The organism is Solibacillus sp. FSL R5-0449 (genome assembly GCF_037975215.1).
Lineage (GTDB): Bacteria > Bacillota > Bacilli > Bacillales_A > Planococcaceae > Solibacillus.
Genome location: NZ_CP150239.1, coordinates 1,339,181 through 1,355,054, shown reverse-complemented (window position 1 = coordinate 1,355,054; position 15,874 = coordinate 1,339,181). Strand labels below are relative to the sequence as shown.

Here is a 15,874-nt window from a genome sequence, read left to right as displayed (position 1 = left end):
GCAGTCCAGAAAATTACACTAACGGAGCATACGGAAAGACTTGGGCACTACCTTCAAGCGGTGTAAAACTTGATTGAAGCGATCCTTTAATTGCACTTAAGCTATCAACAGACCAGCCTTTTGCATTGAATACCGAGCGAATCGGGCGCGGCTGAGAAAATACCATAATTTCTTTTCCTCGCACACCAAATATTTGACCCGAAATATCGGCAGCTTCATCCGATGCCAAAAAAGCAACTAATGGCGCAATATGAGCCGGTGAAAGCTGTTTCAGTCTTTCCACGCGCTCTTTTTCATCTTCTGTCTCTGCAGGAATTGTCCCGATTAATCGGCTCCATGCAAATGGGGCAATCGCATTCGATGTGACATTATATCTGGCCATATCCAGCGCCGTGCTTTTACTTAACCCGACAATTCCTAATTTGGCCGCAGAATAATTGGCTTGCCCCACATTCCCGATTAACCCTGAAGTGGAAGTGAAATGAATAAAGCGTCCACTTTTTTGCTCCTTAAAGATCGTTGATGCTGCCCGCGTCATATTGAAGGAACCTTTTAAATGAACCGCAATCACGGCATCCCATTCTTCCTCGCTCATTTTAAATAGCATACGGTCACGTAAAATACCTGCATTATTCACGACGATATCCAAGCGTCCGAATCTTGAGAGCGCTGTGTCTACAATATTGGAAGCGGAGTCATAATCTGCAACGGAATCATAGTTGGCTACAGCTTCTCCGCCAAGTTCCTGTATTTCCTGTACTACTTCATCGGCAATTTTTGTATCATTCCCTAGCCCGTCTGATCCTCCGCCCAAATCATTGACAACAACTTTTGCCCCTTCTTTTGCTAAAAGTAAGGCAATATCTCGTCCAATGCCTCGACCGGAACCTGTAACGATTGCAACTTTATCCTTTAAATTCGACACAGTTAACACCCTTTCTTATTTGGCTGATTTTCTTTTTATACGAATTGATTGTATTGTTCAGTTAGAGCTGCCCGGAACTTCGGATGCGCAATGGCAATCAAGCTTTCCGCCCGTTCTCTTAAAGACTTTCCGAACAGTTTGGCAACACCGTACTCTGTGACAACATAGTCGATTTCAGACTTCAATGATGTCACGTATTTTGTGTGAACTTTTATCCGGGATTCCGTACCATTTTTCGCCGTGGATGGCAGGGCAATAATCGCTCTTCCGCCAGGGGAAAGTTTGGAACCGTGAATGAAATCCATTTGACCGCCAACTCCCGCCACAACATAGGAGTCCTCAACTTGCTCGGCATTGATTTGTCCTGACAGACTTATTTCCAGCGCCGAGTTAATTGAATTGAAATTGCTTGTTTTCGAAATTATTGCCGCATTATGTGTGTAACTGACCGGATACAGTTCAACGCTTTTATTGTGATGACAGAAGTCATATAAAACGTTTGTTCCGGTAAGTGTTGTACATACGGTTTTGTGACGATTAATTTCTTTACGTTCGTTTGTAATGACTCCTAGATTGATGAGCTCCATAATATCATCAGAAATCGAACCCGAATGCACTCCTAACCCGACTTTTGACCGAAGTGACCGGACAATACTGCCAGCAAGCTTGCCAACCCCGACCTGTATCGTCGCATAATCGGGAACCAGCGCAGCTACGTAATTGCCGATCGCTATATCTTCGTCAGCTGGTGGACTGTTTGGAATCGTAAGTAGCGGACGGTCAGACGGAACAAAACAGTCAATCTGTGATACATGGACCAGCGTTTCACCGGATGTCCAAGGAAGATGGCTGTTTTCTTCCGCGATGACAACCGTCGCTTCCTTTATTAAAGTCTGCACAACATCTACCGAAAGACCGAGATTACAAAAACCGTCTGCATTTGGCTTGGAAACCTGGATTAGTGCAACATCAATTTTCTCTTCTTTGGTCCATCTTGGGATGTCTGAGAAATTCATAGGAATGTAATCACAATGATTATTTTGGTGTGCTTTTTTCAATAAGGATGAATTTAAAAATGTTCGGATTGTAAAGTGTGGTTGACATGATAGATCCGCATATTTGCACGGACTACCTAAAACGATGGTATATAATAAAATCTCTTGTAAACGCGCCCTTTGACGAATTAATTCTTCAACAAGTTCTTGAGGTTCATTACACATCGGTGCCAAAAATATTGTTTGAGAGGATTCAATAAGCTGGATTGCTTTTTTTGCAGTGGTACATTTTTTTGTATAGTGGGATTTCCAATCGGTATTAATCAAGTTCATTTGATCAGCTCCAGTACATATTACAATTGCATGTTTTCAACAATTGTCGTAATACCAAGTCCGCCGCCGATACAGAATGTAACTAAACCGTATTTTTCTCCGCGCCTTTCCATTTCATGAAGCAGCTTTGTCATTAATACACCGCCTGTGCCGCCTATTGGATGACCCAGTGCGATTGCCCCGCCATTCACATTGACACGGTTTACGTCCATGCCAAGTTCTTTAATGACAGCTAAAGATTGCGCTGCAAAGGCTTCATTCAATTCAATCAACCCGATTTGATCGAGTGTTAAATTCGCCATTTTCAATGCTTTTCGAGTTGCAGGTGCAGGGCCGATTCCCATAATTTCAGGCGAAACCCCCGCTACAGCCTGTGCAATAATTTTTGCTTTCGGCTTTTTATCATACTGTGCAGCAGCTTCTTCCGACATCAGGATGATCACACCTGCCCCATCATTACGGCCACTTGTGTTACCGGCCGTTACTGTGCCGTTTTCTTTAAAAACAGGTTTTAACTGGGACAATTTTTCAAATGTTGTTTCCCTCGGATGCTCATCTACTTTAAATTCAACCGATCCCTTTTTCGTCTTCACTTCAAATGGGACAATCTGATCCGCGAACAGTCCCGATTCGATCGCTCTTTTCGCATTTTCCTGGCTTCTTAAGGCGAACTCATCTTGTTCGCTTCGGGAAATCGAATATTTTACAGCCAAGTTCTCGGCAGTCATCCCCATCGTTAAGGCGCCATATGTTTCAATCGGTTGAGCACGAGGCTGACTTTCCGTATTGGAATCAAGAATTTCGCCGTTTCCTGCCCCGTACCCATAGCGAACATTCCGCAAATAGTACGGCGCAGTGCTCATGCTTTCAGCGCCACCAGCGATAATAATATCGGACAGTCCACACATTATTTGCTGGGCACCGCTATTCATCGCCTGCAGACCTGATCCGCACTGCCGGTGAACGGTATAACCTGTAATTTCAATAGGAAAGCCTGCACGTAATAGGGCTAAGCGTGCCAGATTGGGTGAGTCTGTACTTTGCTTCGCTTGTCCGATAATGACTTCATCGACTTTACTTTTGTCGATTCCGGTACGAACTGTAATTTCGTCCAACACTTTTGCCGCGAGATAATCTACTTCCACATCTTTCAATGTCTCGCCCATGCGACCGACCGCTGTACGTACAGAGTCTATTATTACGGCATTTTTCATTTCATCCCACCTCATAAAATCATAGTACGAATCATGTGCTTAAACTTGATGAAGTCGTTTCGGATTAATTACAGTCCTAGATTTTTGGCAATAATGACCTTCATAATTTCGTTGGAACCGGCGAAAATTGGTGTAACCGCAATATCACGGAATCGTCTCGCAATCTTGTATTCTTCCATATATCCGTAGCCGCCATGTAATTGCATGCACTCTACGGAAATTTTCCGGGCCATATCCGTTATCCACCATTTGGCCATTGATACTTCTGTCACGATATCCTGACCTTCCATGTGTCGGATGATTAAATCATCCACAAATGTTTGGCCGATTTGTACTTGTGTTGCAATTTCAGCCAGTGTAAATTGTGTATTTTGGAATTTACCAATCGGTTTGCCAAACGCCTCACGCTCTTTAACATATTGCAGCGTCAAGTCGAGCATATCTTTTGCTGCAGTAATCGCCCCTACTGCTGTCAGAAGACGCTCTTGCTGTAATTTTTGCATTAAATACAAGAATCCTTTTCCTTCTTCACCAAGAAGGTTTTCCGCCGGAACCCGTACGTTTTCAAAAATAAGCTCTGCTGTATCCTGGCTATGCATGCCAACCTTGTCTAATTTTCTGCCGCGCGAGAAACCTTCCATCCCTCTTTCAATAATTAATAAGCTTACTCCGTTATGTGCAGGTACCGCTTTTGGATCTGTTTTACAAGCGATGATGATGACATCGGAAAGTATTCCGTTCGTAATAAACGTTTTTTGACCGTTCACAATATAGTCGTCGCCATCTTTAACGGCCGTTGTCGTCATTTTTTGTAAGTCCGAACCCGCACCAGGCTCTGTCATGGCAATGGCTGAAATCCATTCACCGCTTACAAACTTCGGAAGATACTTCATCTTCTGTTCTTCTGTTCCAAAAGAAGTGATATATGGCGTTACGACATTACTGTGCAAACCAATGCCGCTTAAACCGCCACCGACTTTTGACAATTCTTCAGATAACACAATATCAAAAATAAAATCCAAGCCCATTCCGCCGTACTTTTCCTCGACGCTTGGACATAAGAACCCCTGACTCCCCAACTTTGTCCAAAGTTCACGCGGAACGATGCGATCATGCTCCCATTGTGTAAAATATGGATCAATCTCTTTTTCCACAAATTTTCTTAGAGATTCACGGAACATAATATGATCATTATTAAAAAACGCACGGGAAGCTTTTCTAGTTTTCGCCAATGTTTTATTCATATATTTCACTCTCTCTTCGTTATATTTTTAACTTCTTACAATTGAAAGCGATTACATATCTTTTCGTAGTTTTATAAAATAGGATAGCGTTATTATTTAAATTCTCTCAATAATTGTTGCATTGGCCATGCCCATACCTTCACAAATTGCAAGCAAACCGTAGCGCTGGTTATTACGCTCCATGCGGTAAAGCATCGTCGTCAATAATTTTGTACCTGTTGCACCAAGTGGATGACCTAACGCAATTGCACCACCGTCGGGATTCAGTTTTTCCAAATCCGCGCCAAGCTCTTTTGCCCAAACAATCGGTACCGGGGCAAAAGCTTCATTCACTTCATACGTATCCATATCCGCTATCGTTAAGTTTGCTTTTTCCAGGACACGTTTTGTCGCTTCTATTGGACCTGTCAGCATCAGTGTCGGGTCAGATCCTACAACCGTACGTGCAATGATTTTCGCCATTGGTTTCACACCAAGTTCCTGCGCTTTTTCACTCGACATAATGAGTACAGCTGATGCACCATCACTCATTTGTGATGAAGTTCCTGCAGAAATCACTCCGTCTTCTTTAAACAGCTTTCTTAAACCTTCCAGAACTTCGACAGTCGTTCCCGGTCTTGGGCCCTCATCAGTAGCTACATTACCGATCGCTACAATCTCATCATCAAAATAACCGGATTCAATTGCTTGAATGGCCCGCTGCTGGCTCAGCACAGAATATTCATTAATCTCCTGCTCTGATAACTGCCATTGTTCAGCAATACGCTCAGCGGATAACCCTTGGTGAATCAGCTCATATTTTTTAATACGGTCACTTTTCCGCGTGCCCTCCATATTCGACCCCATCGGTACACGGCTCATGCTTTCGATCCCACCCGCGATTACAATATCCATATCCCCTGCGATAATCGCTTGCGCCGCAAAATGCACTGCCTGTAAACTCGAGCCGCATTGCCGGTCAATCGTGACACCGGGCACTTCAATCGGAAAGCCTGCCATCAATGCGGCAATTCGTGCAATATTTCCGCCTTGCTCCAATGTTTGGGTAACACAGCCAAAAATAATGTCCTCCACGAGTTCCTTTTCGATTCCCGCACGCTTTACTACATCCTCCAGTACATCTGCAGCTAGATCATCTGCCCGTACTTCTGCCAACACACCATTTCTTCTGCCTACCGGTGTTCGTGTTGCAGCGACGATTACGGCTTCTCTCATTCACACATTCCCCCTTAAAATAAATTGGGTGTCGGCAAATCATTTAGATTGCCTCGTAAAACCTCTAAACCATTTCGCTTCCCCAAAAATCACTATATGTTGCTTGTACAAAAAGATTACAACCTATTAAGCAATTAATAATCTGTCTTTTAATTTATATAGATAATGGAGTGAAAATATTCTCAACGTATTAGTACTTTCAAATAGTAAAATTCGACCTTACTCCATAAATTGTTATTGTTCTAATAACAATTTTCAATTTCACTTAAAATTTCAGTATAAGTTAACATATCATTAAGGCGGATATTTAACAGGTTAAATATATGGTTTCATATGTAAACCGACCTTCTTATATGACAGTAATTTATTATGAATCAGATAGAGTTCCCTCCCTATTTCCTTTTAATTTGAAAAGTATTTTTTTCATCTAAATTTTTTATAAATATTTTTCAAATAATAATAAAAAGGCATCATCCATTTGAATTAATCAAATAAGATGATGCCTGTGAATATATATCTAATTTTATACAGTTTTAATTAATCATTTATACTTCCGTCTGTGGAATGGAAGCGCAATAAATCCCCATTTACGACTTTGTCGGAATAGTGAAGTTTTTCCTCTACCATCGCTTTTAATTTATCTGCTGTCTCTAGTTTTGATTCATCAAGCGCTTCGCCTGTTTTCGGATCGTAATATTTGCCGTCCAATGAATAAATCGTCGGGCTGACAAAATTACCGTTTCTGAACGGAACGATTTCGCTATGTTCTTCAGAAAGAAGGTCTGTCCCAAAATGAATATTATTTTTCGTTTCTACACCAAGTAAATGCAGTACTGTCGGAAGAAGGTCAATTTGGCCGCCATACGTATGGTTTACGCCACCTTCTTCCATGCCTGGTACATGAATAAACAACGGTACACGCTGTAAATCAGCGTTCACAACAGGTGTAACTTCTTCACCAATAATTTGTTCCATCGCTTTATTGTGGTTATCGGAAATACCGTAATGGTCACCGTACATCACGATCATTGTATTTTCATAAAGACCGGATTCTTTTAAGTACGCAAAGAACTCTTCAATCGCTTCATCGGCGTATCGAGCTGTCTGGAAATAATTATCGACACTTGTATCGCCAGTTGTCGCCTTACCGATCGTCGTTAAATCCTGGTCGATCTTGTACGGGAAGTGATGGGCAACCGTAATGAATTTTGTATAGAACGGCTCTGGCAATGTTTCAAGCAAGCTTTCCGATTGCTCGAAGAATGGCTTATCCATTAAACCGTACTCTGCCATGTTTTTAGAATCGGTTGTATCATAAGAACCTTCGTCAAAAAACTCGTCATAGCCAAATTGGTTGTAAATAATATTTCGGTTCCAGAAGCTGCCGTTATTCCCGTGGAACACAGCAGACGTATAGCCATAGTCTTTTAATAATGACGGTGCGGCTTCAAACGTATTTTGACCTTTTGTAATAAAGGCAGAACCTTGTGGTAAACCGAACAATGAATTTTCTAGCATAAATTCAGCATCGGATGTTTTACCCTGTGCTGTTTGATGATAAAAGTTATCGAAATACATCGTGTTTTCGTTATTAACTAATGAGTTTAAAAACGGTGTTACTTGTTCGCCATCAAGTTCATAATCGATTAAAAATGACTGCATAGATTCCAGATGCAAATAAATCACGTTCATATCTTTTGCTTTACCGAAGTAATTCTCGTTTGGCTGAGCAGAAAATGAATTAGTATAGTTAATAATTTCCGCAATATCACTGCTGTCTGCCGAAGCACGTTCTGCAGATGCCTCATACGTTTTAACTGAATCATAGATTGTATAATTGTACATACCTAAGTATTTCACAATATAACTGCGGTCAAAGCCACGGCTCAATAAATCCGGGCGGTCCGCTTCCGCTAATTGCAAGTTGACAATAGATAATACAATTGCCGCCGCTATAACTGCTGCAGGCATTTTGAATCCGATTTTACCGGATTGGAAATTAATTTTCTTTGAAAAACGAATATAAATCAATACAAAAATATCTACAAAAAATAATAAATCAGTTGGTTTTAATAATGTTAATACACTGCCGCCCAAATCCCCAAAGTTTTGTGTTTGAGAAACTGTTGGAAGCGTAATAAAATCGCTGAAGAAACGATAATATACAGCATTTGCAAATAATAGAAATGTCATCAAAGTATAGATGATGATCAATGCAGTCAGCTTTCTTTTTCCTTTAAACAGGAAAGCAACTGCTAAAAATAGTACCGCAGAACCTAATGGGTTAATTAATAAAAGAAACTGCTGGAGTGGTCCTTCTACGCCCAACTTAAACTGCGTTACTTGTGTAATGTAGGTTTTCGCCCAAAGCATTAAAACAGCAAGAACGAAAATCCCGAGAAAATTGTTTACTAAGCTTTTATTTTTTACTAAGTTTTTCACCTTGTAATCACTCTTTCTATTCATGACGTTTTCCTTTTTTTATTTAGAAAAACAAGAATCAATATATCAAAAAAACATTAACCTATGCAACTATTATGTAACGAATTTCGATAGCAATTGTTGCCAAGGACTGTTGATATTGAACGAAAACAGTGAAAAAATGGAGGTTTGCGTAAGCAAATTTCTCCATTTTGTATAAGTCTAGCTATTCATGCTTTAGTTTACTAATCTTTATTTAGGAAAAACTTTTTTAAAGCGGTCACACACTGTTAGCATTTGTTCGGTAAATTCCAGGCCTTGTTTAGAAAGTTCTTTACTAAAAAATGCAATATGCGCTTCCTTCCACTGCTCATAAGTACCTTCTCCTTCTGCAAGTGCAAAATCTATTGGCACTTCATTGAACGGGTAAATATCAATAGAATAGGACTGGATAATCGCAACTGGTACATCGAGACTATTTAATACAATTTGGTAATCCCCGACTTCCGGTAAATTTTCTCCTTCGAGTTCATATAACGGATAGCTTGAACAAGTTGCTGTTTTAGTACCGTCTACAACAAGTCCTGCAAGCCAATCCGCCTTTTCACCGAATTGAAACGCTTCCTTATAACGAATATTTTTCATACCTTCAGAAACACAAAAATACCGCCAATATGCTTCGATTTGATTCATTTGCCTAACTCCCTTTGTTTCGACTGTGCCCATTCAAATGGACCTTCATGAACGGTAAGCTGCTGATTTTCCAGCCATGCCGTTCTCGTAAATAGCTTTTGCAGAAAATAACGGTCATGGCTAATCGCGAGAATAGTTCCTTCAAAGTTCTCCAATGCTTCTTCAAGCGCTTCTCTCGATTCAATATCAAGATGGTTCGTCGGCTCATCCAATACAAGTACATTGCATTTTTGAACCATTAATTGAGCCAGTCGAAGTCGCATTTTTTCCCCGCCGCTTAGTTGGTCCACTCTTTTAAATACATCATGTCCGTAAAATAAAAATTGGGCGAGCATATGCCGCGCATCGTATTCCGTTAACGATGCCTGCTCCCGGAATGCATCAATAAGACGCTGCTTGCCGTTAAATTGGTCAAACTGCTGTGCAAGATAACCGATTTTTAAATTGCTGCCCTGTTTAGCATCGCCATCAACCGGTGTCAGTTCCCCCAATAGAATTTTTAATAACGTCGATTTTCCTGTTCCGTTATTCCCGACAATCGCAATCCGATCTTGAAACTGTACCGATAACTGAACATCCATAAATAAGAAGTCCTGTTCAAATCCGTGGGAAATGTTTTTCAGCATAAATACTTCTTTTCCTGTCCGGTCTTGCGTCTTGAGCTGCAAATTCATCTGGCGCTCGGTTTTCGGCTTTTTGACAATTTCCATTCGAGCCAGCATCTTTTCCATTACTTTCGCTTTGCGGTATAGATCGGGATTCGGAGGAGATGCTTCATTCGCCCACTGCCGTAATCGGCGAATCGCCTCTTTTATCTTCTGAATCTTTTTTTGCTGCTCTTCATATGCCGCAAACTGCTGGGCTATTTTTGCCTCTTTATTTTTAATGTACTGATCATAGTTTCCCTTGCTCTTCCAGATCTGACCGTCTTCAATTTCAGCCACATACTGAACCGTTTTATTTAAAAACATCCTGTCATGAGAAATCACAACAACGGTACCTTTAAAGTATTGCAAGTAGTCTTCCAGCCATTGTGTTGCAGCAAGATCCAAGTGATTTGTCGGTTCATCCAGCAGCAGAATATCCGGCTGCTGCAGTAAAATTTGAGCGAGCATTACTTTAGTTTTTTCCCCGCCGCTAAGCGCATGGAAAGGTTGTTCCAATAATTTTGTAATTTCAAGTCCATTGGCAATCGATGCAATTTTCGCTTCAATTTCGTAGCCACCTTTTGCTAAATAGTGCTCCTGCAGCTCGCCGTATTGATTTAAAATTTTGTCGGATAACTCAGTTGCCATCCTCGTTTCCAACTGAGTCAGCCGCTCTTTAATATCATGTAGTTCAGCAAATGCTTTTGACAGTACATCAAAAACCGATATATCCGTATATTGAGGAATCTGATGCAAATAGCCGACAGTTTGACCTTTCGATATGATAATTCGGCCTTCATCCGGCTGTTCAATACCTGCCAGCACTTTAAATAATGTCGTTTTCCCGCTGCCGTTACGACCGACAATCGCGATCCGTTCACCGGCATTCACTTCAAAAGAAAGTTCCTTAAAAATGGTGTTGCCACCGATAATTTTCGTTATGTTTTCTGCTTTCAACTGCATATTTCTACGCCTCCACCGGCGCAGCTAAAAAACAAAAAGACTGCTCATTAACAAGAGCAGCCTTTTCAGTATTGGTGAAAAGAATGAAGTTAATTAGCTACGCATTATTTTTAAATTGTCTAAAAAAGGACACACCTATCCCGTTAGACCCAAATTTAAAAGTAATGACACGTGCAAAATACATAGCTGTATCCACCTTTACACCTGTCGCGATCGCTAACTTTTTCATTCCTTTCACCTCCGTCCATTTGAATTGTTCTAATATTACCATATTTCAATAAATGTGTACATAATGGAAATGCGTGTGTTTTTTGGGTGGTGTTCTGCTTTTCGCATTGTTCCATTTTTGATACTCGATGCTCTATTTCTCCATGCACTTTCTACTTTATTATGAATTCGTTCTACTTTCTGTGTGCAAAATTCCACTTTCACACTCGAACATTCTACCTTTCGCTCTACCTGTTCCACTTTTTAGCCCAGGTTGTTCTAATACCCCTCTTTTCATCCCTTTTCATTCCCCACCTCAAATTCTTAAAAGCCGGAACTTTTATTTTCCCTTTTCACGAATTTGCGATACGATAGGTAGTGGATGCAATTTAGAATGGAGGAAGTTTTCCTTATGTCGAACAAAGCTTTACAAAAAGATGCGATGCGCGTTTTAAAAGAGACGAGCCGTACATTTTATATCCCCATTACTTTTTTAGATAAAGAATTAAAATTAACGGTTGCTGCTGCCTATTTAGCGATGCGGGCAATTGATGAAATTGAAGATCATGAAGATGTTTCCAATGAAATAAAAAATGTGATATTATTAAAAGTTGCGGAATTACTGAAAGCTCCTGCCTTTGATAATACTGCTTATCTTGAAGCGCTGGCACCTGTAAAGGACAAAATGCCTGAAGTGACACTGCGACTTGCTGACTGGCTGGAAGTTTGTCCTCAAGGGGCGTTTCCGATTGTCACTTCTGCGACGAGCGAAATGGCGGAAGGTATGGCAAAATGGGCCCTTGCAAATTGGCAGGTGCATACGAAGGAAGACTTGGACGACTATACATACTATGTGGCTGGTTTGGTCGGAGTCATGCTTTCGGAGCTTTGGGAATGGAGTGCCGGCACGAAAACCGACCGTGAACTGGCAATTGGCTATGGTCGTGGCTTGCAGGCAGTAAACATTTTACGAAATGAACAGGAAGATTTGGATGAGCGTGGTGTCAGCTTCGTTCCTGATGGCTGGACACGTGCTGAACTATTTGCATATGCCGAGGAAAACTTGGCAAAAGCCGACCTTTATATGAAGGATTTAGATAAACGGACAATCAAACTGTTCTGCAAACTGCCATTAGCATTGGCCCATAAAACATTACAGGCAATGCGAGAAGGACGGGAAAAAATGTCCCGCTCAGAAGTGGAAGCAACAGTAGAAGAAATCCAGGTAGACTAAAAGAAGTGCGTTGGGGGTTTTCCCCCGACACACTTCTTTTTTACATAATAACGCCGATTGCGATACTGCAGATGGCACAAAGCACGACATAAGTAAATGAAATTATATGACGACGCTTTTCTCTTCTTAACCAAAATTCCAATAGCCCACGGATTATAAACAAAATCATAATGAACGCAAACAATACAGAATATAATGTTTTTTGGTCAAATAGATTCATAGTTACATACGATAAAAACATGAAACATAGGATGATTTCCAGGAATAAATGCCAAATCCCCACATACTGATCCATAAATTTTTCGTTTTTTGGGATGTTATATTTTTTACGCAGGTTTAAATCGAGTAAACCTGCTCCAAAAAAAGCGATGATGACGATTACAATTAACACAAGCTACTTCCCTTCTATATCTCTGATTGTAAATACTGCTGTCGTAATTCTTCAGGCACTAAATCGCCGCCTGTCGACCAAATAATATGTGTGGCGTTTTTCATTTTATCTTGAAGCCCATGCTTTTGTATATATGAAGTCCCCTGCATCATTAATTCAATCGGCCCATAAACACCTGCATGTGCTGAAGGTTCCATAAAAATGTTTTCCGTCTCATACATACCTTTTAAACTTCTGAATAAGAAGCTGTCATCCACAGTATAGCATCCGCTTATTACGGATTCCATCAATGTTCCGACAAAACGTGATGGACGCCCTACCGCCAATCCGTCAGCTTCCGTCTTATTGGACAAACCAATATCACTCACGCTGATTTTATCATGCATCCCCGTCATCAAACCTAGCAGCATACACGGTGATGCAAATGGCTCCGCAAAGAAAATATGAATATGTTCGCCGTAAATTTGCTTTAAAGCGTAGGCAATCCCTCCAGGGGCACCCCCTACCCCGCAAGGCAGATAAACAAATAACGGATGATTTGCATCGACTTTAATTTTCGCTTGCTGAAGCTGATCTTTCAGGCGTGAACCCGCTACCGCATACCCTAAAAACAGATCGATTGAATTTTCGTCATCAACAAAGTGGCAAGCAGGATCTTGTTCCGCTACTTGGCGCCCGTGTTCCACGGCAGAAGTATAATCGGATTCGTATTCGATAACTTCCACCCCTTTTTCACGCAGCAGTTTCTTTTTCCACTCTTTTGCTTCGATTGACATATGGACAGTTACCTGAAAACCAAGCTGTGCGCTAATAATACCGATACTTAGCCCCAAATTGCCGGTTGACCCGACCGCAATTTTATATTGGCTGAAAAATTTCCGGAATTCTTCACTATGGAATTTAGCGTAATCATCCTGCTCTGTTATCATACCTGCATTAATTGCCAGCTTTTCGGCATGGCTCAACACTTCATATATACCGCCTCGCGCTTTAATCGAACCGGCAATCGGTAATGCATGATCACATTTAAGCATTAACTTTCCGGGAATGTTAAAACCGCGTCGTCCTTCGATAAGTTTTTTCATCGCGGCAATTTCTCTTAGTTCCGATTCAATAATGCCGTCTGAAAATTTCGTAATCGGAAATGCGACCTTTATATAAGAAGAAAAACGCTTCAATCTGCTTTCGGCGTCTTGAATCATTTCAGGTGTTACGAGTTCTGATACTTGCCTTTCCTTTGCTACATTTTCATTTTCCCAAAACACATATTGTTCGGATTGCAGCTTTTCAATTAACGGAAAGCGCTCTTTTAATGCATCTAAATTCAAGATTTGCTGATTCATTTATGATTCCTCCTTCTCAAAAATCGCACGTTCACAAATTTGTCGAAATTTTGTTTCAAAAGCCAAATTATTTTCTTCCGTGCGTTTTTTGGGGCCTTTTGTACGTCCCCCTGCACGTCTTATTTTCGCACTTTCAAATCGAAAAGCCAACAGCTGATCTATATTGTCAGACGTCAGTTCTTTCCCATTGTGATTGACTACAATTCCACCTTTTGCTATACACATCGCAGCAAGGCCATAATCACCTGTTATAACAATATCTCCTCGGTTTAATACACTTAGAAGCTTAAAATCGACCGAATCTGGTCCCTTGTCGACAATAATTGTTTTTGCACCATCTCGTTCGATACGATGTGATGTATCGCAGAATAAGATTGGTCTTATCTCATATCGAGATGAAATAAACAGCGCTAAATCAACAACTGGGCATGCATCTGCATCAATTAATAGTTGTAAAATAGTTCATCATCCTTTCCAAAAGCAACTCCAAATTAATATATCAATATAATATATGAAAACGTTTTCTCTTTTTTAACACCGATTTTACATAGTGATGTTACATAAAATATAATTGAATTGTTTGATAATTCATACTAATGTATACTTATTAATCCATTTGGGGGTATTAACATGACGACAATGACAACAACGAGTAACGCACAGCAATATGTTGATGGTGTGTTTGAAAAATTAAAAGCAAAAAACTCAAATCAATTGGAATTCCTGCAAGCAGCAGAAGAAATTTTCCTTTCTTTAGTACCTGTATTCGAACAACATCCTGAATACATTCAACATAATATTTTAGAACGTATCGTTGAGCCGGACAGAATTATTTCTTTCCGTGTAGCTTGGCAAGATGATCAAAACCAAGTACAAGTAAACCGCGGGTACCGTGTTCAATATAATAACGTTATCGGGCCATATAAAGGTGGTTTACGCTTCCATCCTACTGTAAACGAATCGATTATGAAATTTTTAGCCTTTGAACAAATTTTCAAAAATGCTTTAACTGGTCAACCGATCGGCGGCGGTAAAGGCGGTTCCGACTTTAATCCAAAAGGTAAATCAAATGCAGAGATTATGCGCTTCTGCCAAGCATTCATGACAGAATTATACCGTTATGTTGGTCCGGATGTCGATGTTCCGGCCGGAGATATTGGTGTAGGTTCACGCGAAGTCGGCTATTTATGGGGCCAATACAAGCGCATCCGCGGTGCATATGAAGCAGGTGTTTTAACTGGTAAAAAACCTGGCTATGGCGGTTCATTGGCACGTACAGAAGCAACAGGATACGGTTTAGTATACTTTGTCGAAGAGATGCTACGTGACGCAAAACTTTCAATTAACGAAAAAACGGTTGTCGTTTCAGGTTCTGGTAATGTTGCGATTTATGCAATTGAAAAAGCTCAGCACTTTGGAGCAAAAGTTGTTGCCTGCTCCGACTCTGCAGGCTACATTTACGACCCGGAAGGCATTAACTTAAAAATTGTAAAACAGTTAAAAGAAGTTGAAGGGAAGCGTATTAAAGAATATGTAAATTATCGTCCAAATGCTATTTATACAGAAGGCTGTGACGGCATCTGGACAATTCCATGTGATATCGCTCTTCCATGTGCAACTCAAAATGAAATTAACGGTGAACAGGCCCGTACTTTAATTGCAAATGGCGTGAAAGTCGTTGCAGAAGGTGCAAATATGCCATCGAATTTAGATGCAATCAATGAGTTTTTAGCAAGCGATGTTTTATTCGGCCCTGGTAAAGCAGCAAATGCAGGCGGTGTTGCTGTATCTGCACTTGAAATGGCTCAAAATTCCGGCCGTAACTACTGGTCTTTCCAGGAAGTTGATGAAAAACTTCACGGTATTATGAAATCAATTTTCAAAGAAAGTTCGGATGCGGCGAAAAAATATGGCTATGAAGGCAATTTAGTTGTCGGCTCAAACATTGCCGGCTTCATTAAAGTAGCAAACGGTATGCTTGTAGAAGGCGTATATTAATTAACAAAACCCGCAATCCCCTTTGAACAAGGAGTATTGCGGGTTTATTTT

Annotated in this window: 14 protein-coding genes; 2 read left to right on the top strand and 12 right to left on the bottom strand. The window is 40.6% G+C overall.

Annotation, left to right across the window (positions count from 1 at the left end):
* Positions 1-13: 13 nt before the first annotated feature.
* From MKY27_RS06535 to MKY27_RS06495, 9 genes are all read right to left on the bottom strand, one after another.
* Positions 14-925 (bottom strand): SDR family NAD(P)-dependent oxidoreductase, encoded by a 912-nt coding sequence (locus tag MKY27_RS06535; RefSeq protein WP_339175974.1) that lies wholly within the window; start codon positions 923-925, stop codon positions 14-16.
* Positions 926-960: 35 nt separating this feature from the next.
* Entirely contained in the window at positions 961-2,253 is a 1,293-nt protein-coding gene (locus MKY27_RS06530) for an acetyl-CoA hydrolase/transferase C-terminal domain-containing protein (RefSeq protein WP_339198744.1), read from the bottom strand.
* A gap of 20 nt (positions 2,254-2,273) precedes the next feature.
* Positions 2,274-3,467, bottom strand: a complete 1,194-nt coding sequence (locus MKY27_RS06525) for a thiolase family protein (protein WP_339198742.1) — start codon at positions 3,465-3,467, stop codon at positions 2,274-2,276.
* Between the two features lie 68 nt (positions 3,468-3,535).
* Positions 3,536-4,711 (bottom strand): acyl-CoA dehydrogenase family protein, encoded by a 1,176-nt coding sequence (locus MKY27_RS06520; RefSeq protein ID WP_339198740.1) that lies wholly within the window; start codon positions 4,709-4,711, stop codon positions 3,536-3,538.
* Positions 4,712-4,807: 96 nt separating this feature from the next.
* The gene (locus MKY27_RS06515) at positions 4,808-5,926 is read right to left on the bottom strand and encodes a thiolase family protein (RefSeq protein WP_339198738.1); all 1,119 of its coding nucleotides are present in this window, start codon (positions 5,924-5,926) and stop codon (positions 4,808-4,810) included.
* 537 nt (positions 5,927-6,463) lie between these two features.
* The gene (locus MKY27_RS06510; RefSeq protein WP_339198736.1) at positions 6,464-8,368 is read right to left on the bottom strand and encodes an LTA synthase family protein; all 1,905 of its coding nucleotides are present in this window, start codon (positions 8,366-8,368) and stop codon (positions 6,464-6,466) included.
* Positions 8,369-8,599: 231 nt separating this feature from the next.
* Positions 8,600-9,040: an ASCH domain-containing protein gene (locus tag MKY27_RS06505; protein WP_339175966.1), complete on the bottom strand. Its 441-nt coding sequence runs from the start codon at positions 9,038-9,040 to the stop codon at positions 8,600-8,602.
* Complete coding sequence (gene abc-f / locus MKY27_RS06500; RefSeq protein WP_339198735.1) at positions 9,037-10,650, bottom strand: ABC-F type ribosomal protection protein; 1,614 nt, start codon at positions 10,648-10,650, stop codon at positions 9,037-9,039. Before abc-f ends, MKY27_RS06505 begins: the two co-directional genes overlap by 4 nt.
* 97 nt (positions 10,651-10,747) lie before the next feature.
* The gene (locus MKY27_RS06495; protein ID WP_339175964.1) at positions 10,748-10,879 is read right to left on the bottom strand and encodes an RAxF-45 family protein; all 132 of its coding nucleotides are present in this window, start codon (positions 10,877-10,879) and stop codon (positions 10,748-10,750) included.
* Positions 10,880-11,269: 390 nt separating this feature from the next.
* Between MKY27_RS06495 and MKY27_RS06490 the strand changes: the two genes are divergently transcribed.
* Entirely contained in the window at positions 11,270-12,091 is an 822-nt protein-coding gene (locus tag MKY27_RS06490; RefSeq protein WP_339198733.1) for a phytoene/squalene synthase family protein, read from the top strand.
* Between the two features lie 40 nt (positions 12,092-12,131).
* On the opposite strand, the gene MKY27_RS06485 is transcribed toward MKY27_RS06490, so the two are convergent.
* From MKY27_RS06485 to MKY27_RS06475, 3 genes are read right to left on the bottom strand one after another with little or no spacing between them, the layout of a single operon-like run.
* Positions 12,132-12,482, bottom strand: coding sequence for a DUF4181 domain-containing protein (locus MKY27_RS06485; RefSeq protein WP_339198731.1), 351 nt, complete (start codon positions 12,480-12,482; stop codon positions 12,132-12,134).
* Positions 12,483-12,496: 14 nt separating this feature from the next.
* Positions 12,497-13,825, bottom strand: coding sequence for a D-serine ammonia-lyase (locus MKY27_RS06480; protein WP_339198729.1), 1,329 nt, complete (start codon positions 13,823-13,825; stop codon positions 12,497-12,499).
* On the bottom strand, positions 13,826-14,284 hold the full coding sequence (locus MKY27_RS06475; RefSeq protein WP_339176582.1) for a DUF188 domain-containing protein: 459 nt from the start codon (positions 14,282-14,284) through the stop codon (positions 13,826-13,828).
* A gap of 171 nt (positions 14,285-14,455) precedes the next feature.
* On the opposite strand from MKY27_RS06475, the gene gdhA reads away from it, so the two are divergent.
* A complete protein-coding gene (gene gdhA / locus MKY27_RS06470) occupies positions 14,456-15,823 on the top strand; it encodes an NADP-specific glutamate dehydrogenase (protein WP_339198727.1) in 1,368 nt (455 codons plus the stop codon).
* Positions 15,824-15,874 lie beyond the last annotated feature (51 nt).